Consider the following 23,037-nt stretch of genomic DNA (forward strand, 5'->3'; position numbering starts at 1 on the left):
CATTCTATTTCAAATCAATTTCAGGTTGATTTTTTTCGTATAGAGTGTCACTTTTGTCAAAGTCAATTTTTAATAGATTCAGAGGGGATTTAGCTAAATTTATTGGATACAATTAGGGGATTTTAATATTGTTGCTGTATCAGAAAAAATATGATCAGCGCAATAATGATTGTTTGATTAACAAATGAATAAAATTAATAGGGAGACCTTATGAATGTAATAGAAGGGAAATTAGATGCGTCCGGTCTTAAGTTTGCTATTGTAATTTCGAGATTTAACGAGTTTATCACAAACAAGCTTCTCAGTGGAGCTCTGGATTGCTTAAAGAGAAACAATTCAGAGGAGGAGAATATTTCTGTAGTATGGGTGCCTGGTTCTTTTGAGATCCCACCTGTAACCAGAAGGCTATCTGACTCAGGGAAGTATGACGCTATTATATGTCTTGGCGCTGTTATCAGGGGAGGAACCCCACATTTTGATTATATTGCGGCTGAAGTTTCGAAGGGGGTAGCGCATATTAGCTTAGAATCTGAAATACCGGTAATATTTGGCGTTTTGACAACAGATAATATTGAACAGGCAATCGAGAGGGCAGGAACAAAATCCGGCAATAAGGGTTTTGAAGCAGCATTATCTGCCATTGAGATGGCTAACATTTATAGACAGATTGATTAATGGGGCAAAAGAGAAAAGCGAGAGTGTATGCTCTTCAGGCTTTGTATATGTATGAAACAACAGGTTGTCCGATTGAGGATATATTATCATTCAACTGGATAGATAGAGAGGTACCTGAAGAGGTAAGGTGTTTTGCATCATCCCTGATAGAAGGATCAATAGGGAATATGGAGTATATTGACAATCTAATCAGGAGTTATTCTAAAAATTGGAGATTTGAAAGGTTAGGAGTTGTTGACAAATCGATTTTGAGAATATCTATATATGCGCTTATCTTTCTTCAAGATATACCATTTTCTGTTACTATAAATGAGGGAATAGAACTTGGAAAGACCTTTGGGGGGGAAGGGTCGAGACAGTATATAAATGGCATATTAGATGCAATTTTAAAGGGAGAAATAAAAGGGAAGAATAATACCATTGAGGATCAAAAGAAATAGAATATCCTTTTTCAGAGAGAGGGATGAAGAAGCTCCACCTCAGGAATTTAAGGCAGGCAGGATCAAGAAAATTGAGTCTGAGAAAAGGATTTTTAAGCCTATTATAATCGCTTCATCAGTTGCGGTTGTAGTGGTAGTAGCAATATTAGTATTAACAAAATATTATAAAGAACCGCAGATATTCACACCATCGAAAATACCTGTCATATCTGAGATTGAGAAGAAGGCTATCCCTACAGGAGAGACAGGGAATAAGCACCTTCAGAGGGGAAAGGATAGTTACTTCAAGGGGTACTTTAATCATGCTATAGCTGAATTCAAGGAGGTTGTTGAATCGGATTCAACTGATGAGGAGAAGGCTATTGCCCTGACATACATTGGAATTATTTATGATGATAGAGGCGATTATAATAAGGCAATCGAATATTATACAAGGGCATTAAAATATGATGACAAGAATCCCATTGTTTATAGGAACATGGCTATAGCCTATAGGCATAAACGGGATTTAGATATGGCCGGTCAGATAATACGAAAGGGGCTTGATGTTGATCCTGAGGATATCAATAACCAGATATTAGCAGGTAATATATATTTTGAGCAGGGGAGGTATAGGGAAGCCATTCATCAGTACGAAAAGGCGATTGAGTTGGATCCAAATAATGCTCGTGCTCTATATAATTTGGCATTGAGTCTTCAAAAGAGGGGAGATGAGGTTGCAAGCATAGAATATTTGAAGAGATCAGGAGCGATAGATAAAATAGGGGAGGTTGCCTATTTGGCTTATTCTAGACTTGGCGTTATATATACTGAGAGAAATGATTATGATTCTGCCTTGAAATATCTCAAGATGGCAATATCAATCAATCCCAAGGATGCCATTGATAGATACAATCTCGGGATAGCATATCTCAAGCAGGGACAACGGGATAAGGCCTTGAATGAACTTCACAAGGCTGAAGAATTAGCGAGGGAGGATGTGGATTTATTGGAGAATCTTGGTGATGCGTTCTTCTCCTTGAAGGAGTATGACAAGAGCGTTGATACATACAATAAAATGCTGTCAATGGGAAAACGGAACGTGAAGATTTTGGCTAGAATCGCTGAGGTGTATTACGAAAAGGGAGATTTGGAGAATTCATACGAATTTTACAAAAAGATTACAACATATGAACCAGCTTCAGAGAATGCTCGAGTTGCATACATAAACATGGGGAACATTCTCGATGACGTTGGGCGTTTCGATGATGCCATCCAGACATATCAGAAGGCTCTCGCCATTGATAACAGGGATGATTCTGTTCTATATAATTTAGGCATTTCCTATAAAAATGCAGAGAAGTGGGATTTGGCAATCGAATCATGGAGGAATGCTTCCAATATAAACCCTGATAAACCTGATCCACTACTAGCCATTGCTAGATACTATTATGAAAATAATTATTTTGATTTAGCTATGGATGAATATCAGAGGATATTGAGGCGTTGGCCTAATATTCAGGAAGGACATTTCAATCTAGCAACTATATATTATAAAAAGAATCTTTTAGATTATTCAAAAGAAGAGTATAATAGAGTAATTGAAATTAACAAAAAGAATGATCTTGCCAGGAAGGCATATATAAATCTTGGTATAATTACTTCCAAGACTGACACTGATAGCCTAGAGGCGATTCAGAATGCTCGTGCATATATTCAGAGGGCTCTTTTGCTTAAACCAGGGGATGGGGAAGCGCTCTATTCTTTAGGGACAATATATATAAAGGAAGAGATGCTGGACAAGGCAATAGATACCTTTTACCAGGCAATTAGGTCGACAAGGGATAGCAAGCTAATTGCAGATGCCTATAATCAGATTGGCAAGTGTTATTACAAAAAGGGGCAATATAGAGAGGCATTACAATCCTTCACCAGGGGAATTGAGGAGGAACCGACATTTGAAGAGATTCGTATGAACAGAAGAGTGGCGATGCAGGCCTATGAGGATGAGTTATCGAAAAAAATAAGCAGATGATATTGAGCATGAAGAAGATAGATAGGTTATACATTGAAGATATTGAAGATAGATTTCTAGCCCCCTATGCTGCAAAGTCCAAAAACAGCAGGGGGAGAGTGCATGAGGAGGAGTTACATCAGTACAGGTCAGATTTTCAAAGGGATAGAGAGAGAATTATTCACTCAAGGGCGTTTAGAAGGCTTGAATACAAGACACAGGTTTTTGTGAATCATGAGGGGGATCATTATAGAACGAGATTAACGCATACAATAGAGGTGGCTCAAATTGCTCGCGCTATTGCCAGAACCCTTCAATTAAACGAGGATCTGGCAGAGGCCATTGCCCTTGCCCATGATCTGGGACATACGCCTTTTGGGCATTCTGGAGAAAAAGAGCTGAATGAATTGATGAAGGATGAAGATGGATTTGAACACAACAGGCAAAGCCTCAGGGTAATTGAAAAGATTGAAGAGAGGTATAAAGATTTTTCCGGATTAAACCTAACCTGGGAGACGAGGGAGGGTATCATTAAGCATTCCTCCCATCATGATCAGCCTGAGGTATCCGATTATATGGCTGAGGAACGCCCCTCAATCGAGGCTCAGATAATTGATTTGGCTGATGAGATTGCCTATAATAACCATGATCTGGATGACGGCATTAGTTCAGGTATGCTTAAGCTTGAAGACATACAAGGGCTGAATATATGGGAGATGGTGGTTGGATCTATTCGCAGGAAGGGCCATCTCCCAGAGAATAGAAAGCTTATGGTGAGTACAATTATTAGGGAGATTATCAATACCCTGGTTACAGACGTGATCAATACCACAAGAGAAAATATTGAAAGACTATCTATTCAGCACTATATGGATGTTAGGAGGTCTTCTGTAAACCTGGTCGGTTTTAGTAGTGAAATTGAGAATGCTAATGATGAGTTAAAAAATTTTCTTGATGAAAAGCTATACCAGCATTATCGCGTTGTACGGATGAGCATTAAGGCCAGGAAGGTCGTCCGTGAACTCTTTACGCTCTACCTGGAGTTCCCCAATGCTTTGCCCTTTGACTATTTTAAAAGAATTGAGGTTGATGGACTTAAACGAACGATCTCAGATTATATTGCTGGAATGACTGATCGATACGCCCTGGAAGAGCATCAGAGATTGACAGAACCTATGATTAAGGTTTGATCATTATAAACAATAATTGAATAAAACTTGATGAGTTGAGATATCATGATCCTGGAGGGATTAGGTGATGAGTGAGGAATATCCTGATATCCCGGAATATATTAAAAAGATGATTGCTTCTGGGAGAAAAATTGATGAGATAAGGATAGACAGGGATGGCAATTGGTTTCACAATGGTGAACCATTTACAAATAAAAAGATTATCAATTATTTTAATAATTCAATTGATATAACAGAGGATGGAACATACGTGCTTAGATATAGTAGATTTGTCTATCCTATACTTGTTGAAGATGTGCCATTCTTCATCTCAGGTGTGAGATTTGAAGGGAGTGGAAATACTGAAAAGGCGATCATAACCTTTACCTCCAGGGAGGAAGAGGAATTGGATGTGAGAACTCTGCAGTATAAACATGAGGTTGGGCTCTATTGTCGTGTTAGAAAAGGAAGGATGCCAGCCAAATTCAGGCGTTCTCCATCTTTTCAGATTCTCGACAGGCTTGAGGAGAACGAGGATATATACTATCTCAATATCAGCGGAAATAAGATTGTGCTCAAGGAGAAGATGGAGGATGAGTAACTGATTTGAGGCGAGTCACAGATATCTGTTATATTAGTCGCTTTATCAATAGATGATGATTTCAATGCAGATGAAGCGAATCGTGTTGTAGATTGTTCTTGCATAAAGGGGCAGATTGTTATATGATGAGACTAATAATTCATCCATGAGTTGATCTTTTTTACTTAGGACAGGAATTATATGAATGTTTGTGAAGCCTTTTATGAACCCTTCATTCTTTGAATTATCATACACCATAAATTGGTAAATTTCCAACAATCACATTCGTCTAATAATTGAAATTTTAAAGCGATAAAATATTTGTAAGAGGAGAGAGATGAAGAAAAACAGGAGAGTAATGTTCACAATTTGTATAATTTTTTTCATGATGATCTTAATGAGTTCATCAGAGGCTGAACAGAATAAAAAGAGAAAGAAACTTTTTGTAAACAATATTACACCAAAGAAGGGAGTAGAGAAAACGCTGACAGACAAGGTTCGGGACCATATCACCCTTTCCGTTTTTGAGAATTATGGCCGTTATTATCATATTGTAACGGATGAAGATATTAAGGTAATGTACCAGAAGGCAGAATTGATGATGGCTACAGGGTCTGACTCTGAAAATGCGGTTGTCCAGGTTGCGAATGCTATAAATGCGGATGAGATTATTTATGGAAATATAATAAAGGAGGGAGATCGGAAATTAAGAATAACAGTACAGAACCTCCTTCGTGACAGCAGCACACAGACTGTGAGTAAAAAATCTTTTGTTAACATGTCATTTTTTGAGAGTAAATTAGAATGGTATTGCAGAGAGATAGCAAAAAAACTCATTAATCCAAAACATAAAATTGATCCCAGGAGGGCTGTTTCTAAGATAACAGCAAAATTTGAGGTTGAGGATATTAGAATAAAGGAGTTTAAGGGTTTAAACATAAAGAAGATAAAATTTGAATATGATGATGAAATCAGCCAAAGAATAGTAAAAGATTTAGAAAAAATAGTACAAAAGGGAGATAAGCTATATAAAAAGAAAAAATATAGTAAGGCTCTAAAAAAATATAGAGAGACAATAAAAACCATTGGTTTGAAGCTACGTAAAGAGACCCAAAATAAGATCACGCCCTTTACTGCAAGTGTTTTGGAGAGGATTGCAGCAGTGCATAGTATGGATTGCAAAAAGGCAATAGAGAAGATCGATAAATGGCTTAAAGCGCAGAAGAGTCTTGACGTAAAGAAATTGAAAAAGGGCAAGGAACAATATGAAAAGATAGTCAGGCATTTTGCTAAACTCCCGTCACATGAAAGAAAGGTGATGTCCTCAATTTTTCAGTCCCTTGAGGATAGGCTTACAGCAATCTATATGTCATGGATATCTGTTTATGAAAGGAAAGGTGACGTCTGTTACGGGGAATACCAATTTAAGAAGGCCCTTAAGTTTTATGACGCTGGTAGAAACCTGATTGCCAAGTCTGGAGTACGGAATCCGAGGATGACTGAGGCGAAGGAAAGACTCACAAGAAAAAGGAAAGTAGCAGTGGATACAGGAGGTTCATGGCTAGAGAATAAGGTTGTTTCATATTGTAATGCTGCTGAATACTTGAACATGAAAAATAAGAGGAGACGAGCTAAAAAATATCTTGCCAAGGCAAGAAAGCTGATCGAATTAAATCAGAAGTTTGCAAATAAGCGGATGGTTACCGCCTATAAGGAGACAGCAAGGATCATGAAAAGAAGATGAAGCATGTAGTAGCAGATATAAATCATAATGTTGAAACAAAATAAATTTGATTTTCTCCCCTTTTGCAAAATTTATATTAGGTATCACTCAAAATGTTATTAATTTTGAGTGATACCTAATTTGCCCGCTTGTTAGAATATCTCCTTGTCCTAATCAGTTTAATGATTGACATTATTGCTGTTGCTTTTAAAGGTAGGATAGTTTAATATCTACAAAAGAGTTATTAAATTCAAGGAGGTGATATAATAAAATTTAAATATTAAAAAGTATGTGTGATATATTAATTTTAAATGATATTATCAACAGACAATCTATAATAGAATTTCTAAGGGAGTGGTTCTTGTTGAATATAGGTTGGAACAATAAATTGAGAAATGAATAATAAGGAGAAAAAAGTAATGAAGAAAAAGTACTTGAGTGTGTTTCTATCTGTTTTGATGGCTCTTTTTGTAAGCAGTATAGCCTTTGCTGATATTGATCTCGACTTAGATGATGAAGAGGAGAGGGGTGTGCCTCGAGATACAACTGGGGGTTATTTTACTATTAAAGCAGGATATGATCTGAATGGGAAATATGATTATGACGCAACATTGGAACTATCGGGTTTTGAATTATCAGAATCTGAAGAATATGATATAGATAATGGCTTTTCATTTTCAGCAGAATTTGTAGGAGCTATAAACGAACGAGCTGGATTTGGTGCTGGTATTTCCTATCAACATAAGCGAAGCTTTGATGAAAATACTGGAGGATTAGATCCAAAGTTCAATTTTTTACCTATTCACGGACTATTTAAATTTAAGGTTCCTTTAGATAATTCTATCACTCCATTTGCAGTAGCGCATTTAGGCTATAACTTACTCTTTGGTAATGATGATTTTAAAGGTGAAGATGGTGATTTGAGTGGAGGACTTTACTGGGGATTAGGATTTGGAATAATTATATCTGATGGGATTCAGGTAGAATTACTTTATTCAGTTAACAATGGGAAAGTTGAGGAATCGGGTATTGAACTCGAACTAGTGGGTGATCCATATTCAGGTTATTATTATGAAAATATTCCTTATTCTTATGAAGAAGAATTTAAATATTCTAAGATCACATTATCTGTTGGATATAATTTTTATTAATATCCGTATGTAATCATTGCTGAGATTGACATTCTTTTCTGAATTAAGAACTCGCACATTTAGTAATATAGTAAAGTTGATTTGTGATATATATTGAAAAGTGATATTTTAGTTCGATAGTTATATCTAAAAATTGAGATGAAAACATACTCCCCCGATGCAATCGGGGGAGTATGTTTTCACACATTTTTATATTTTAAATCATGGCGACTATAACAACCCAAAGACGTGAACAACTTCGACAGAAAATAGTTTTTCTGGTACAGCAATTGAACACCCGTAATGAGGAGCATGTGGTAGAGCTGTTCCTGAATCTGATAGAGGAAGTTGAGGCAGATATTGAGGAGTTGAGGGAGCAGAAGGCATCCACTCATGATATTGCTCTTTTGATACAGGAGATGAGAAGTGGATTTGCGCTAATGGAAAAGCGTTTTGATTCAGTGGACAAGCGCTTTGAAGATATGAACAAGCGATTCACTTCAATGCAATGGTTAATGGGAATAGGTCTTTCAATGTTGGCGCTTTTAATTACTCTATTAACATATCTTACAAAGCAGGCATAATCTCGTCCATGAGTTTCCCTAAGCTCTCGAATACGATAGAAAGGTTATGATTTATTACCCTCCCGAAGTTTTGGATAGGGATATCCATCATCCCCTCAATCCTTTTTAATATGTGCTAATACAGATTTCACAAAGATGAGCTTCTGTTTCCCCTACATATAAGCCAAGTATCCTTTTGGCTTGTTTCTATAGATCTACCCTATGCTCCAGTAGGAAACTTGCCGCTATGAAGTATCTCCTCGGCTTCTTTGATTATAGCATCAATGAGTTCCTTTACGCTTAAAACCCTGTCAATGGCTGCAACAGCCAAAGAACCTCCGGCTGACCGTAGTATCTCTTCTGACATGTCCATGCTATCAATATCCTTCATCGAGTCCCTTTCTTCAGAGGTGCTTTTAAGGAGCGTCATCTCTAGTTCTCGCAGCCATTCATGAGTCGCAACCTTTCCCCTTTTTTGCATAGCCCTCTCATATTCCTCAGCTTTTGGGGGGGCTAGGCATCTGTCTCTATATTTCGGGTCAGTGGGATCAGCTTTAACGAGAGCTTCCTTAAATCGATCTGAGATTGGACACTCCTTAGTGGCCATAAATGCAGTCCCCAGATATACCCCTTCAGCGCCTAGACAAAGGGATGCCAAAAAGCCATGAGCATCAGCAATGCCTCCGGCTGCTATGATGGGTATCTTTATCAGCCTTGTTGCCCAGGATATATTAACGAGGGTGGGGAGTTGGGAAATATGCTTAAAACCGGTTCCCTCAAGGCCAACAATAACCACAGCATCAGCGCCATACTTCTCGGCTGTTACAGCGTGTTTCACGGTTGCAACCTTATGAATCCATTTGATGCCGGCTTGTTTGAGCTTTTTACCATACTCTTCAGCCTTAAAGGCGGCGGTCTCCACCACAGGGATCTTCTCCTCTATTGCTACCTCCATCATCTCTTCCATGCCAGGGAAAAGACCTATGGTTAAGTTTATACCAAAGGGTTTATCGGTCATAGACCTGGCTCTCTGTATATCCTCTCTCAGCTTTTCAGGTGTATGGAGGGCTGAGGCTGTAATTAATCCAAATGCGCCAGCCTCAGATACAGGGGCCGCCAAGGCAGAGGTTCCAAATCCGTGATACGCTCCCTGGATAATTGGATATTTGCATCCCAGAAGCTCTGTAATCTTTGTATTCCATTCCACATCGATTCTCCTTTTTGTTTATATTATTTGTTCATTATAATATTGATAATTTATATTTATGGTAATGAATAATTTATTATGTATGATGAAAGAAATATTTTTATTATAAATATATATGATAAAGAAATTGATATATCAAAGCTCATGTCAATATATTTTTATTTTCAGAGCAATTTCAATATATGATTAAAATCGACAATAATGTATTGATAAGAAATTACTAAGCGCTTGGTTTCAAATGGGAAAGTGTATTATGTCAATTATTGTATAAGCATAATATTTTGAACTTGACCTTATATGTTATATTCTATTTAAGGCCAATAATGATCATAATAGCTGTTAACTATATCCCCGGAGATAGTGGTTTGTAGAGTCTCTTACCGGCTTATCCTCAAAAGAGGGATTTAAGAGTTAGTAGAACACTAAATGATTTGATTCATCACAAAAGTGGCGGTTTAAAATATGTATGTTGAGAAGTTTGTTAGGGAATGAAAAATATTTCTATTGTCTTTAGAATGATATTCTGTTTGATATTGATATGTGTATATTCACCATCAGGAATGCCTGCTCAAAATATTCCGTCCTACATCACAACTCATTATCCTGAACCTAGTGGCTCTAAGGCCGATAATAGTTGGAAGGCATATAATAAGGAGTTCAAACTTTTTCCATTGGAGTCAGGAGGACAAAAAAGAATTAACGGACAGGGGGCTTGACTGGGGACTGGTTGAAGATATGCAGAAGCGGTGCGGCGCTCTCAGGGAGGCCCAATCCAGATGGATAACAACAAGGTTCAGCCACGAGGAGGCAGAAAGGCTGTGGACAGAGAAGTCCCCTCTGGCCTAGGATTTAAGAGATGAGCTTCTGCATACCTTCCGCTTTGCCTACAGAAAGCAGCCTGACATACTGGGAAGGGTGGACGAGATAGCGCAAGATACCGGGCACGCTGACATGATTCAGGACTTAAATGATTTGAGTGTTCTTGGCAGAGAGCATCCGGAAGCATTAGAGTCTATTAAATTAGATATGGCTCTTCTGGAGAAGGCTGCTGTACTGGCTGATGAGATGTCTGATCTTCTGGGCGCCGCAAGCGCTGAGCGCGCTGACAGCAGCGGGGTTAAAAAGATCAGGGATCAGGGCTACACGCATTTAAAGAGGCGGTTGACGAGGTGCGTGAGTTTTGGCGGTTTATTTTTTGGAGAGATGAAGCCAGGATCAAGGGGTTTGCGAGTCAGTATTTATGCAGATCAAAGCGCAAGAGTGATGCAAAAGGGGAATCTGAAAGCGATACCCTATCATAGCTGATTGCATTTGTGTTTATTTTACGTTCCGATGCGGTTTTACGGGCGTAAGATCGGGGTTTTGTACCGTAAGAATGGGGTTTTGTACCGTAAGATCGGGGATTTGCGCCGTAAGATCGGGGTTTTGTACCGTAAGAATGGGGTTTTGTACCGTAAGATCGGGGTTTTGTACCGTAAGAACGGGGTTTTGTACCGTAAGATCGGGGATTTTGTACCGTAAGAACGGGGTTTTGTACCGTAAGAATGGGGATTTTGTACCGTAAGATCGGGGATTTGTGCCGTAAGAACGGGGTTTTGTACCGTAAGATCGGGGGTTTGCGCCGTAAGATCTGGGATTTGCGCCGTTCGGTAAGGTCTACAATGGGAATATGTACAAAATCTCACTCTTTATCAAAACCACCTTCCATGATAAGGGAGTGGAAGTGAGGATTAAATCGAAGAAAATGTATCCTCTCAAAATTTCATGGTAAGCACATATAATGGGAATGACGAGAGGTTATCATACCAATAGTTCTATCTTGAATAATTTGTGCTAATGATGGGATTCTGAAAGCGCCAGTAACTCGATCATGGATATATTCATAGGCGTTAATGCCTGATTTTTTACTGCCAATGCTGGTTAGTGCAGTTTAGTTTTTTCCTTGACACTTATAAAGGGTTAATAAAGATAAATTAGGATGTTATGAAATCAGATAATGACAAGGGAACTCAAGAGAGGGAGGCCTCTGTGCCTATACATGCTTCTTCAGTAATCATTATTCGAGATGCAACAGAGGATATGTATGAGATATTCCTTATGAAGCGTCATCGGAATCAATCCTTTATGGGTGGAGCTTATGTCTTCCCGGGCGGCAGATTGGATGATATGGATTGTTCGAGTGAGTTAGTATCCTGCATATGCGGCATTTCATCCTCAAATGCAAAACTAATTCTGCAGGAGCCAGATCTTCCAGATGATATAGCCTGTGGGTTATTTTGCGCAGCGCTGCGGGAGACTTTCGAGGAAGCGGGTATACTCTTAGCCTATTTCTCTGAGGGTAATTTGGTCAACTTCCTTGATGAAGAGATAAGGCAGCATTTTTCACAATACCGTAAAAGACTCATGAATAATGAACTATCCTTTATTGAGATATCCAGAGAGGAAAATATCCTATTCGCTTTTGATCTTCTATTACCCTATGCTCACTGGATTACGCCTGAGGCGGAGGCAGCTTTTAAAACAAAGAGATTTGATACGCGTTTCTTCATTGCGCGTATGCCCGGTGGACAACAACCCATTCACGATGGCATGGAGATGACTGACTCGCTTTGGATTACTCCATGCTTGGCCTTAGAGAAACAAAAAGCGGGTGAAATAATGCTCATGCCGCCAACCCTAAAAATAATTGAAGAACTCAATGCCTATAAATCTACAGATGAACTCCTATCCTCAGTAAACAATCATAAGATCAATACTGTCTTGCCTCAACCCTTTGCAATGGATGATGGATTTGGATTAAAACTGCCTCATGATCCCGAATATACCATCGCTGCTTACAAACAATCTCCACGGCCAAATGATCCCTCGCGTATTGTGCTGCAAAACGGTATTTGGACAACTAAGCTAATAGACTGAAGATAAATGAGAAAGAGATTATTTGTCATTGATGGACATGCGCTCTCTTATAGAGCTTATTATGCATTCATCAAAAATCCCTTGACTAACTCCAAGGGGCAGAATACCTCCGCAATTTATGGTTTTGCTAGGATGCTGTTAAAGCTCATTGATGAAGAGAGCCCTGATTACCTTATCGTTGCATTTGACCCGCCGGGGAGGTCTTTCAGGTTTAGGCTTTATCCGGAATACAAGGCCAATCGTCAAAAGATGCCGGATGATCTTAGACCTCAGATTGACGAGATAAAGAATATGCTATCCATTATGGGTATTATGTGCATAGTGGAGGAGGATTACGAAGCGGATGATGTGCTGGGTACCATAGCGAAAAAGTATTCAGGAAAGGATATTGAGGTGGTGCTTGTTACAGGGGATAAGGATGCCTATCAGCTTGTAAATGACAATGTGAAAATATATGCTAATAAAAGGGGGATTACGGAATTTGAGATCTATGATGTTAAGGGGGTCACTGAGAAGCTTGGTATTAGACCTGATCAGGTAATAGATTATATGGCTCTTATGGGTGACTCAACTGACAATATACCAGGGGTGCTTGGAATTGGAGAAAAGACCGCACAGAAGCTGATTGGTCAGTATGATCATCTGGAAGGCGTCTATGAACATATTGATGAGATAAAAGGTGCAAAGATTAAGGAATCAATCCTGAATAATCAGGAAATGGCATTTCTTAGCAGGGATCTCGTTACCATACGTGACAGTCTTCCCATTGAGATAGATATTGATAAGATAGCCAAACCAGATCTGAACTCGGATAAGACTAAAGAGTACTTTTATAAAATGGAGATGATGTCAATCATCAAGGAACGCTTCCCGGAAGAGGAGGGAAGAGAAATTGAGGAGAAGAGTGATATTAGAAAGGATTATCGGATAATCTCTAGCAGAAATGATCTTGAAGGGGTGATTTATCTGATAAATCAAAAGGGAGAGGTCTCGATAGACACTGAGACAACATCACTTCATCCTATAGAGGCGGAACTGGTAGGGATATCACTATCCATTAATGAGAATGAGGGTTGGTATATTCCCATTCGTGGCCACATGGATGACGTAAATATTACTAAAGAATCATCATTGGATCTCTTAAGACAGGCATTAGAAGACCCAGAGATTAAAAAAATTGGGCAGAACATTAAGTATGATATAATTATATTGAAGAATGAGGGAATTGATATGAAGGGAATATTTTTTGATACAATGGTCGCTTCATATCTTCTCAATCCAACAGAACGACGTCATAATCTTGATGATCTTGCATGGAAATATTTAAATTATAAAACCATAAGTTACGAGGAATTGGTTGGTAAAGGCAAAAAAGCGATCTCTATTATAGATGTGCCCCTTGACAGGTTGTCGGAATATGCTATTGAGGATGCTGATGTTGCATATAGATTGTATAAAATATTAAAGCATAAGCTAAAGGAAGGGATGCTTGATAGACTCTTTTATGATATTGAGATGCCCCTTGTGAATGTTTTGGCAACTATGGAGTGGAATGGGGTAAGGGTTGATCTGAATTATTTTGAAGATCTTTCCATTGAGAATCAGAGATTGCTAGGCGAGGTGGAGGAGACGATCTATTCCATAGTTGGCGAGAGATTTAACATCAACTCAACAAGAGAGTTGTCGAGGATCCTCTTTGAAAAGTTGGGATTGAAACCGGTTAAGAAAACCAAAACTGGTTTTTCAACAGATATCACAGTTCTTGAGGCATTGAAGGCAAGGCACGAGATAATACCTCATTTAATATCATATAGAACATTAAGCAAGCTTAAGAACACTTATACTGACTCATTGCCAAAAATTACATCCAGGAAGACAGGCAGAATCCACACATCCTATAATCAGACTGTTGTGGCTACTGGAAGGTTGTCTTCCTCTGATCCCAATCTTCAGAATATTCCCATAAAGGACGAATTTGGTAAGAGAATAAGAAGGGCGTTTGTCTCTGATAAGGAGTGCCTTCTTTTGTCAGCTGATTATTCTCAGATAGAACTCCGTTTGGCTGCGCATTTATCAGAGGATGAGAATATGATCAAGGCCTTCAAGGAGGGTATGGATATACACAATCTGACGGCCTCAAATATCTTTCACACCGCGATTGGTTCTATTACTAATGAGATGAGGAGGCAGGCAAAGATTATTAATTTTGCTACTATTTACGGTGTATCACCCTATGGACTATCTCAACAGGCAGATATATCAGTAAAGGAGGCTGCTGAATTTATAAAAATGTATTTTGAGATATATCCCGGATTTAAGAGGTATGTTGAGGAGTCAATTGCCTTTGCCAGAGAGAATGGATATGTAACAACCCTTTTAGGGCGCAAGCGATTCATTCCTGAGATCAATTCTGAATCATCCTTTGCAAGGGAAGGGGCAGAAAGGATTGCGATAAATACACCGATCCAAGGAGCCTCTGCAGATCTCATCAAGAGAGCAATGATAAACATACAGAAGCGATTATGCCAGGAGGATTATAATTCAAGGATGATCCTCCAGGTGCATGATGAACTGGTATTTGAGGTACCTATTGAGGAAAAGGATGATATGGAGAGGGTTGTAAGGATAGAGATGGAAGAGGCTATCATACTTAAGGTGCCTGTGATTGTAGATGTGGGTTGGGGTAAAACATGGGCTGAGGCACATTAAGAAATTTTCTTCTTCAGAATACCGATGCTATGCTTTAATTTTTCCAGATGAGTTCCAATGAATACAATTGAATAGATTGAGATTATTAGCCCCAATACTATACTTAAGGGTACTTCGAAATTGTTGCCGAATTGATTCTTTAACCAAATCATCGGTTCGCTGTAGGAGATTAGGAATATGCTTAAGAAGATAATTAAACCTGCAGTTACCCAATTAAAGGTTGAGATCTCTTTTTTGTAGGGTGTTTCAGTCAGCAAAATTTTTTGCATGATCTCATCTGTTAGGTCTTTTCTCAAAGGAAAGGGATTGAATTCCCTAATTTCATCAAGTGCATCTTTAAGCATATATACTTCCACTCTGCATCTGTTACAAAAGAGCATATGCACTCTTATATTCAGAGGTATCACTCTATAGTCTTCCATTTCCAGAAATCTTGTTATTATTTTATCACAATTTATGATGTTCATCAGCAATACCTCCTCGAAGTGTATCCCTTAATATAATTTTTGCCCTGAGCATATTTGATTTTATTGTGTTCAAGGGAATATCTGTAATCATTTCTATTTCCCTGTAGGAAAGTCCATAGAAGAAATATAAATCTATGCACAATCTGTATTTTTCGGGCAATGCCTCTACTGCCTTTAATAGAGCCTTTCTTAATTCTTCCCTTAAGTGGGTTTCTTCTGGTGTCGCATCATCACTTTTAATATAAGTTTCGACTAAGCTTGAGTCAATTATTTTTGTCTTTGCTGAGTTAATTCCATGATTATATGCAATTCTCACAAGCCAGGAAAAATATTTTGAGGTTCCCCTAAATGTATGAAGCTTTTCATAAGCCTTTAGAAATACATCCTGTACAAAATCGTATGCGTCCTCCCTATTTTTATGAAATCGCATCCCGAGGTTGAATATATATTGCTGATATTTTTCAACGATAATCTTGTAAAGATCAACTTCTCCATGAAGAATTTTTTTAATAATCTGTTCATCAGTATAGATGCCTTCATCCATCTTTTGTTGTTATTTTTGTCACAAAGAATATTATTAGACTGAGACCAATTGACAAGGGGAATAATCCACCAAGGATGCTATAACTTATCCCCTCTTTTATATAAAAGAAGAGGGTAAGGCTCAATCCAATAGCAAAAAGAATTAGTCCTGATAACAAACTCAAGGATTCAAGATCCAGGGATTTCTGCTCAATACCCTTCTCGATCATTAACACCTTGCGTTTATGATCCCATAGCATGTAAAAAAAAAAGATTGTGAATCCAGCAACAATACCCACAATAGGTATTATAGTAACTATTATTTGTGCGGCAACTGATGGAACAGATTCCATGATTACTCCTGAATAAAATGATGATTACAGAATATAGCAAAACTGTGTTTTTATAGGTTAAGTATAGATAAAATGCTTAACCTATAATCCACCCTGTAGAGTCTATTGTATGATATTCTGCATCAGTGAATTGGTATGGGCTCTTTTCGTATATTTAAAAATTACATTTTTATTTTTGATGCAGATATCTATCTTTTATAGATCACTTGCACACCAAGTATTTTCCCATTCCGAGATTACTTCTTCTGTGATTTTATGAAAATATTTCAATGAGTCCTCAACCAACATACGGAAATCTTTATGTATACTAAAATACTCATTCTGTACTTGTGCAACTAAAATATTTCTAAAACTTTGTATTTTTTTTAGCGCATCATCAAAGTTGGATACGGACATACCAGCCATTCTATCGCGTAATGATTGAGTAAGTTCATCTAAATGGTTTTTAAAGCTATCTGCTGTTAGTAATTCTCGAGTAATTGTAAAGTAGTGATGTCCAAATATAGCTAATCGAATAATTGTAGTAAAATGTCTTGGATTTGTAAGCATCCCTTTTGTTATAAATTTTAAATAATGATAGCCATAATTAGAAAAGGATTGCCTTATCATAGATAGTAGCAGGGCTCTTACATATCTCCATGAACCGATATATGAAAATTTGCTCACAGGCAATCTTTTTATTAGAGTGAGGCATCGTTCAAAATATTTTTCGGGTTTATAAATCTCTGATATCAGGTATTTATATCCTATTAGAAGTGATTCCATATCCATCTTCGGCTGAAAATTAATCTGCATGTGATGAGTATTGTTGCCTGATGAATCCTCAATTATTCGATCCTCAGATTTTAGTCTCCTGTAAAGCTGGGTATTGGGCAGTGCCATAAGTATCCCTGTCATGGCTGAAGGAATTCCAGCTTTTTGTATGAAATCAATCTGTAAGTCAAAGATATTATCAGGATCATTATCAAAGCCTATGATGAATCCACCCATTACCTCCATGCCCTTTTTCTGGATTGTTATTATGCTTTCAAGCATATCAGACTTAAGGTTTTGATTTTTTTTAGTAAGTTTCAAGGATTCTTTAACTGGAGTCTCTATACCCAGAAATACACTGTCAAAACCTGCATCTATCATCATGTTCATCAATTCCTCATCCTGGGCTAAATCAATGCTGGTCTGGGTGATAAGTGAAAAGGGATATCTGCGCTCCCTTTGCCATTTTATAATAGCTGGGAGAAGCATTTTTACATTTTTTTTGTTTCCAATAAAATTGTCGTCTACAATAAAAAGACAACCGCGAAATCCAGTATTATAAGCGCAATTCATTTCTTTTATGAATTGTTCTTTTGACTTAGTGCGAGTTTTTCGTCCAAACATCTCAGTAATATCGCAAAACTCACAGTTAAAGGGGCATCCCCTAGAAAACTGCAAACAGATAGCAGCATATTGGTTCATATTTGTTAAATCGAATCGAGGAACAGGGGTTGATGTAATATCTGGTTTAGTCGCATCGGTATAGATACGCTTTGCCTTGCCGCAACGGAAATCACTCAAAAAGGCGGGTAGGGTTGTCTCTGCTTCATTTAACACGAAGTGATCGATGCCCTCAATCTTCTTATATGTAGAGGTGGCATAGGGGCCTCCTGCAACAATCGGTTTCCCTAATCTATTGCACATCCTAACAGCTTCATCGAAAGATTTTTTTTGAATGATCATTGAAGAAATAAAAACAATATCCGAATCAAGAATATCATCTTCATTTAGTTTTGAGATATTCATATCAATCAATTTAACTTCATAGTCATCTGGTAACATGGCAGCAATTGTAAGCAAACCTAAAGGAGGGAAGTACCCTTTTTTGCCAACAAAGGCAATCCCATATTTAAAACTCCAATAGGTTATAGGGATTTCAGGATAAAGCAGCAGAACCTTTATCTTCATTTTGAAATTTCCTTATTCGATTATATTTTTTGAGCAATGTTTTTATGCTTTTCGAAGAATGTAAAGTTTAACATTTCTTTCTACAAATAAAGAGAATAGTAGCAATGTATATTTTATCAATTTGAACTAATTATGGAAAATCTTAGTGCAATTGATCTGTTGATGATGAAAGGTGATGTTGTGATTTTGGTTTTGTTATAATCTAATAGACAGTATCGAGTATATTTTGGTTGCAAAAAAAGGGCGATGCTATACTCAATACTTTATCAAGGCAAGATAATCAAGCCTATTATGTTAGTTGAAAAGCTGGATTATTTTGTTAACCTGTCTTATCCTTAATTTAATTAAGGATAGATAATTTATCTGGAAGTCACAATGCGCAGCAAGATAAAATAAATATCATTCCTTAAGGAATGATATTCTTCCACTTCTGATTAATTCTTTAATAGGGTAGGGCTTAAGCAATTCAATAAAATTGTCTATTTTTTCTGTATCACCAGATACCTCAAGTGTGATTGAATTTGGCGAAATGTGTACTATCTCTGATTTGAATATATCAGCGAGTTGATATATTTCAGCCCTTTTAGTCGGTGTGGCGTGTACTTTAATTAGAGCAAGTTCTCTTTGAATTGATGAGAGTTGTGTATGATCTGTTATCTTGATTACATCAATAAGTTTATTCAACTGTTTCTTTACCTGCTCGATTATCCTGTCGTCTCCATTGACAACAATAGTCATAACGGATATATCCTTTTTTTCCGTTTCGCTGACAGCTAAGGAGTCGATATTGTAACCTCTAGCTGAGAATAGGCCGGCTACTCTCGCTAGAACCCCGGATTTATTCTCTACTTGCACTGATATAACATGCCTCATGCCAATTCCCTCATAATTGTATCTTTTACAGATTTTCCACCAGGAATCATCGGATAAACATTTTCTTCTTTAGAAATATGAAAATCGAGAAGAATCGGTTTATCCTTTATGCTCAATGCTTGCTCTATAGCCTGTTCAACATCCTCTTTTTGATCAACTCTAATCCCAACAGCGCCATAGGCTTCTGCTATTTTGATAAAATCAGGGCTGAACTCCAGAGATGTATGAGAGTATCTTTTTTTATAAAAGAGCTGCTGCCATTGTCTAACCATCCCTAGGTAGCCATTATTCAGTATTGCAATTATTATAGGGAGTTTATGTTGAACAGCTACGATTAGCTCCTGTATATTCATTTGAATTGAGCCATCGCCAGCAATGTCTATAACTCTTTTATCTGGTCTCGCTAATTGAGCGCCAATCGAGGCAGGAAATCCATATCCCATTGTACCCAAACCGCCAGATGATAAGAAGGATCTAGGTTCAGAGTATTTATAAAACTGTGCTGCCCACATCTGATTTTGTCCAACCTCAGTGCAGATAATGGCCTTTCCTTGTGTTAACTCATATATCTTTTCGATAACATATTGTGGTTTGATCGTCTTTGTTGTATTATCATAGGTTAAGGGATGTCCATCTTTCATCTTTTCAACCCTGCTGATCCACTCCTCAATGCTTGGGGCATTTACAATCTTATTTATCTGTGTTAAAACATTCTTGCAATTGCCAATAATGGGAATGTCAACCTCAACATTTTTGCTAACAGATGCAGGATCAATATCAATATGAATAACCTGTGCTTTGGGGATGAATTCTGAGATTTTTCCTGTGACTCTATCATCGAATCTAGCTCCAATGGCAATTAGTAAGTCTGATTCATGAACTGCATGATTCGCATAGTAGGTGCCGTGCATTCCAAGCATCTCCAGTGATAGGGGATCAGTCTCAGGATATGCACCAAGACCGAGTAGTGTAGTTGTCACGGGTATACATGTCTTCTTGATAAATTCTCTCAATTCGTGTGATGCATTAGAGATTATTATTCCTCCACCTGCATAAATAACTGGTCTCTTTGCGGATTCAATAAGCTTACAGGCCTTTTTTATCTGAATAGGGTGTCCATCGTAGACTGGTTTGTATCCTCTTATATTTACTGTTTCAGGGTAATTGAAAGTCGTTTCTGCATTCGATATATTTATTGGAACATCAATAAGCACAGGACCTGGACGGCCGGTTGCGGCTAGGTAGAATGCTTCTTTTATAGTTTTTGTCAATTCCCCAATATCCTGGACAAGGTAATTATGCTTAGTAATGGGTCTAGTGATTCCAGTAACATCAGCCTCCTGGAAGGCATCGTTGCCAATCATCTCGGTTGAGACCTGACCAGTAAAAATAACAAGAGGTACAGAATCCATATGAGCTGTTGCAATGCCAGTTGTTAAATTAGTAGCGCCTGGTCCTGAGGTTGCAATCACAACACCAACCTTGCCAGAAGCTCTGGCATATCCATCCGCAGCATGAACTGCGCCCTGTTCATGTCTTGATAAAATGAATTTGAATGGTGCGTTGTAGATATGATGAAAAATGGGTATAACTACACCGCCAGGATAACCAAACATATATTCAATATTCTCTCTTTTTAATGATTCAATTATAATTTCTGCGCCCGTTAGTTTCAATTGTTTAACTCCATTTAAACATTAGGTTTATGTTTAGAAATATTATATTTTAAGCGTTATATATAGTATGATTACAATTCAATTTAAACAAATGATATTGTGAAGATAAAGAATAATATTCTGACACTTAAGGGTGGGGATATATTATTCCATTGAATTATTAAATAAATTATAGAAAAAAGTTGGAGAATGGAAAATTATTTATGTCAACTACTTTTTCAAAAAGCCTTATAGGATCAAGGGTGGCCCTTGAAAGGGGTGGTTGGAGCATGTGTTGTCGCTTCGGATGCGTATATAGATAAATACATTATTTATAATTATTATAACATCAATAATATTATTAGTTATAATCCTTGAGAATTTTTGAAAAAATATATTTTTTGTCTTGACTTAATTCGGTGGTTGTGGCAGTTTTATAAGATTTATCTATTTGGGAAATTATTTTAAATAACTAACGATTAATATCTAGCAACGTGTTTCATGTAAAAAAGCATAATAAATTTTATAAATAAATAAAGCGAATTCTTACTGTTGAACAGATTTGAAGGGTAGAGTTCATATTGCAAATATAGCACTATTCTTCATAAATGTTTCAAGCTGTCATTTGGGGACTGGGAGTTGGGGTTATCTTATTTGACATTTGGAATTATTCTTTCAGAATAATCAATAATTATATTATATCAATTTTATTGTCAATTTATAACCCCTCGAAATTACTATTTAAGGGGTTTTTTTATGACAGGATTTATTTTTTTTGTCAATGATTTTGGATTAAAGATAAAATGTATTTATTCCTGTTTTGTGCTATTGCTAATGGCTATCTCATTATTTAGCTGCATTGAAGATGATGAAGAACCGCCACTCGGCCCCACCAACCTGCAGGCTGAAGTTATCTCTTACAGCAAAGTAGTATTAACATGGGAAGACAACTCTAGTAATGATGATGGATTCAAGGTTGAACGAGCGCCTGATGTTGATGGTATTCCTGGGGATTTCAGGCGGATCGTTACTGTTGGTGTTGGGATAACATCTTTTGCCAACACCGAGCTCCAGCCAGAAACATGCTATCATTATAGAGTAAGGGCATTTAACACCAAGGGGAATTCTGAATACTCTAACGAAGTCAGTGTTACTACATGTCTGAAACTTGCTGCCATTATTGTTGGTCATACCTGTACAGATATCAGCGGAATACCGGAATACTGGATAGATAAAGCAAAAAAGGATTTCAGATTATCCTATGGACATACATCCTATGGAAGTCAAATAATAAGTGGAATGAATCTTTTAAAGGATGATCCTGGATCCTTGTATTGGTTTGATCATGACGGCACTGAAGGTGGGCTCTCCCTTCACGATGAAGAGCCGTCTGGTGATCTTGGTGATCCTAATAGAACTGAGTGGGCTATTAAAACTATGAACTTATTGAATGCTCCAGAAAATGATAGAAACATGATCATGTGGTCGTGGAGCAGTCAGGCGGATACATCCGAAGAAAACATTGATCTCTATCTTGAATTGATGGATCAGTTGGAGATTGAATTTCCGGGGGTTACTTTTGTTTATATGACAGGACATCTCAATGGAACTGGAGAAGCAGGCGTATTGCATCGAAGAAATGAACAAATTCGTAATTTTTGTGAGGAAAACCATAAGGTGCTTTTCGATTTCGCTGATATCGAGAGTTATGATCCTGATGGGAACTATTTTTTAGATCTTAGAGCTGATGAGGAATGTGATTATGATAATGGCAACTGGGCAGATGAATGGTGTATTGATAATTCAGATGAATGTGATACATGCTCCTGTGCTCATTCCCACTGTTTGAACTGTCAACTAAAAGGGAGGGCTTTCTGGTGGATGATGGCAAGAATTGCTGGATGGGATGGTCAAATAGAGGAATAATTTGTGAGGTTTTGATTGTAGATGTATAAAGGGGTGCCGATTTATTCTCCTAGTGTTTTGTTCATCTCAACTTGGCATATTTATATATAAGATTGATAAAAGATTTTTTTTTTAAAGAAAGCAAGGGTTTGTCTTCCTGTTTGGATTATCAGGAATTGAGATATATATTCATATTTAATCCTCAATGAAATAATA

General features: G+C 37.5%; 20 protein-coding genes. 13 read left to right on the forward strand and 7 right to left on the reverse strand.

Annotated elements, in window-relative coordinates; all coding sequences use genetic code 11:
* Window positions 1-210: 210 nt before the first annotated feature.
* The 8 genes from ribE to SVZ03_09495 all read left to right on the forward strand — a co-directional run bounded on the left by ribE (window position 211) and on the right by SVZ03_09495 (window position 8,294).
* Window positions 211-675, forward strand: coding sequence for a 6,7-dimethyl-8-ribityllumazine synthase (gene ribE, locus SVZ03_09460; GenBank protein ID MDY6934433.1), 465 nt, complete (start codon window positions 211-213; stop codon window positions 673-675).
* Window positions 675-1,115 carry a transcription antitermination factor NusB gene (nusB, locus tag SVZ03_09465; GenBank protein ID MDY6934434.1) on the forward strand — a complete coding sequence of 147 codons (441 nt, stop codon included), beginning with the start codon at window positions 675-677 and terminating at the stop codon, window positions 1,113-1,115. Before ribE ends, nusB begins: the two co-directional genes overlap by 1 nt.
* Window positions 1,096-3,129, forward strand: coding sequence for a tetratricopeptide repeat protein (locus SVZ03_09470; protein MDY6934435.1), 2,034 nt, complete (start codon window positions 1,096-1,098; stop codon window positions 3,127-3,129). The genes nusB and SVZ03_09470 overlap by 20 nt, the downstream gene beginning before the upstream one ends.
* A gap of 8 nt (window positions 3,130-3,137) precedes the next feature.
* The gene (locus tag SVZ03_09475; GenBank protein ID MDY6934436.1) at window positions 3,138-4,298 is read left to right on the forward strand and encodes a deoxyguanosinetriphosphate triphosphohydrolase; all 1,161 of its coding nucleotides are present in this window, start codon (window positions 3,138-3,140) and stop codon (window positions 4,296-4,298) included.
* Window positions 4,299-4,365: 67 nt separating this feature from the next.
* Window positions 4,366-4,878: a DUF1285 domain-containing protein gene (locus SVZ03_09480; protein ID MDY6934437.1), complete on the forward strand. Its 513-nt coding sequence runs from the start codon at window positions 4,366-4,368 to the stop codon at window positions 4,876-4,878.
* A gap of 316 nt (window positions 4,879-5,194) precedes the next feature.
* The gene (locus SVZ03_09485; protein MDY6934438.1) at window positions 5,195-6,601 is read left to right on the forward strand and encodes a hypothetical protein; all 1,407 of its coding nucleotides are present in this window, start codon (window positions 5,195-5,197) and stop codon (window positions 6,599-6,601) included.
* 398 nt (window positions 6,602-6,999) lie between these two features.
* Window positions 7,000-7,731, forward strand: coding sequence for a hypothetical protein (locus SVZ03_09490; GenBank protein MDY6934439.1), 732 nt, complete (start codon window positions 7,000-7,002; stop codon window positions 7,729-7,731).
* 293 nt (window positions 7,732-8,024) lie between these two features.
* The gene (locus SVZ03_09495; protein ID MDY6934440.1) at window positions 8,025-8,294 is read left to right on the forward strand and encodes a hypothetical protein; all 270 of its coding nucleotides are present in this window, start codon (window positions 8,025-8,027) and stop codon (window positions 8,292-8,294) included.
* A gap of 199 nt (window positions 8,295-8,493) precedes the next feature.
* On the opposite strand, the gene SVZ03_09500 is transcribed toward SVZ03_09495, so the two are convergent.
* A complete protein-coding gene (locus SVZ03_09500) occupies window positions 8,494-9,480 on the reverse strand; it encodes a nitronate monooxygenase (protein MDY6934441.1) in 987 nt (328 codons plus the stop codon).
* A 540-nt stretch (window positions 9,481-10,020) separates the two neighbouring features.
* Between SVZ03_09500 and SVZ03_09505 the strand changes: the two genes are divergently transcribed.
* The 4 genes from SVZ03_09505 (at window position 10,021) to polA (ending at window position 15,105) form a co-directional block, all read left to right on the forward strand.
* Window positions 10,021-10,326, forward strand: coding sequence for a hypothetical protein (locus SVZ03_09505; protein ID MDY6934442.1), 306 nt, complete (start codon window positions 10,021-10,023; stop codon window positions 10,324-10,326).
* Window positions 10,327-10,395: 69 nt separating this feature from the next.
* Window positions 10,396-10,785, forward strand: a complete 390-nt coding sequence (locus SVZ03_09510; GenBank protein ID MDY6934443.1) for a hypothetical protein — start codon at window positions 10,396-10,398, stop codon at window positions 10,783-10,785.
* Window positions 10,786-11,463: 678 nt separating this feature from the next.
* Complete coding sequence (locus SVZ03_09515; GenBank protein ID MDY6934444.1) at window positions 11,464-12,396, forward strand: hypothetical protein; 933 nt, start codon at window positions 11,464-11,466, stop codon at window positions 12,394-12,396.
* Window positions 12,397-12,402: 6 nt separating this feature from the next.
* On the forward strand, window positions 12,403-15,105 hold the full coding sequence (gene polA / locus SVZ03_09520; GenBank protein MDY6934445.1) for a DNA polymerase I: 2,703 nt from the start codon (window positions 12,403-12,405) through the stop codon (window positions 15,103-15,105).
* Here polA and SVZ03_09525 read toward each other — a convergent pair.
* From SVZ03_09525 to ilvB, 6 genes are all read right to left on the reverse strand, one after another.
* Window positions 15,102-15,572: a hypothetical protein gene (locus SVZ03_09525; GenBank protein ID MDY6934446.1), complete on the reverse strand. Its 471-nt coding sequence runs from the start codon at window positions 15,570-15,572 to the stop codon at window positions 15,102-15,104. The two genes, polA and SVZ03_09525, sit on opposite strands and share 4 nt — an antisense overlap.
* Complete coding sequence (locus SVZ03_09530; GenBank protein MDY6934447.1) at window positions 15,553-16,116, reverse strand: sigma-70 family RNA polymerase sigma factor; 564 nt, start codon at window positions 16,114-16,116, stop codon at window positions 15,553-15,555. The genes SVZ03_09525 and SVZ03_09530 overlap by 20 nt, the downstream gene beginning before the upstream one ends.
* Window positions 16,109-16,447: a DUF6249 domain-containing protein gene (locus SVZ03_09535; protein MDY6934448.1), complete on the reverse strand. Its 339-nt coding sequence runs from the start codon at window positions 16,445-16,447 to the stop codon at window positions 16,109-16,111. Before SVZ03_09535 ends, SVZ03_09530 begins: the two co-directional genes overlap by 8 nt.
* A gap of 195 nt (window positions 16,448-16,642) precedes the next feature.
* Window positions 16,643-18,388 (reverse strand): radical SAM protein, encoded by a 1,746-nt coding sequence (locus SVZ03_09540; GenBank protein ID MDY6934449.1) that lies wholly within the window; start codon window positions 18,386-18,388, stop codon window positions 16,643-16,645.
* A gap of 399 nt (window positions 18,389-18,787) precedes the next feature.
* Window positions 18,788-19,261: an acetolactate synthase small subunit gene (gene ilvN, locus SVZ03_09545; GenBank protein MDY6934450.1), complete on the reverse strand. Its 474-nt coding sequence runs from the start codon at window positions 19,259-19,261 to the stop codon at window positions 18,788-18,790.
* Entirely contained in the window at window positions 19,258-20,937 is a 1,680-nt protein-coding gene (gene ilvB, locus SVZ03_09550) for a biosynthetic-type acetolactate synthase large subunit (GenBank protein MDY6934451.1), read from the reverse strand. The genes ilvN and ilvB overlap by 4 nt, the downstream gene beginning before the upstream one ends.
* 735 nt (window positions 20,938-21,672) lie before the next feature.
* Here ilvB and SVZ03_09555 point away from each other — a divergent pair.
* Window positions 21,673-22,842 (forward strand): fibronectin type III domain-containing protein, encoded by a 1,170-nt coding sequence (locus tag SVZ03_09555; GenBank protein ID MDY6934452.1) that lies wholly within the window; start codon window positions 21,673-21,675, stop codon window positions 22,840-22,842.
* Window positions 22,843-23,037 lie beyond the last annotated feature (195 nt).

This window comes from Spirochaetota bacterium (assembly GCA_034190085.1).
Classification (GTDB): Bacteria; Spirochaetota; UBA4802; order UBA4802; family JAFGDQ01; genus JAXHTS01.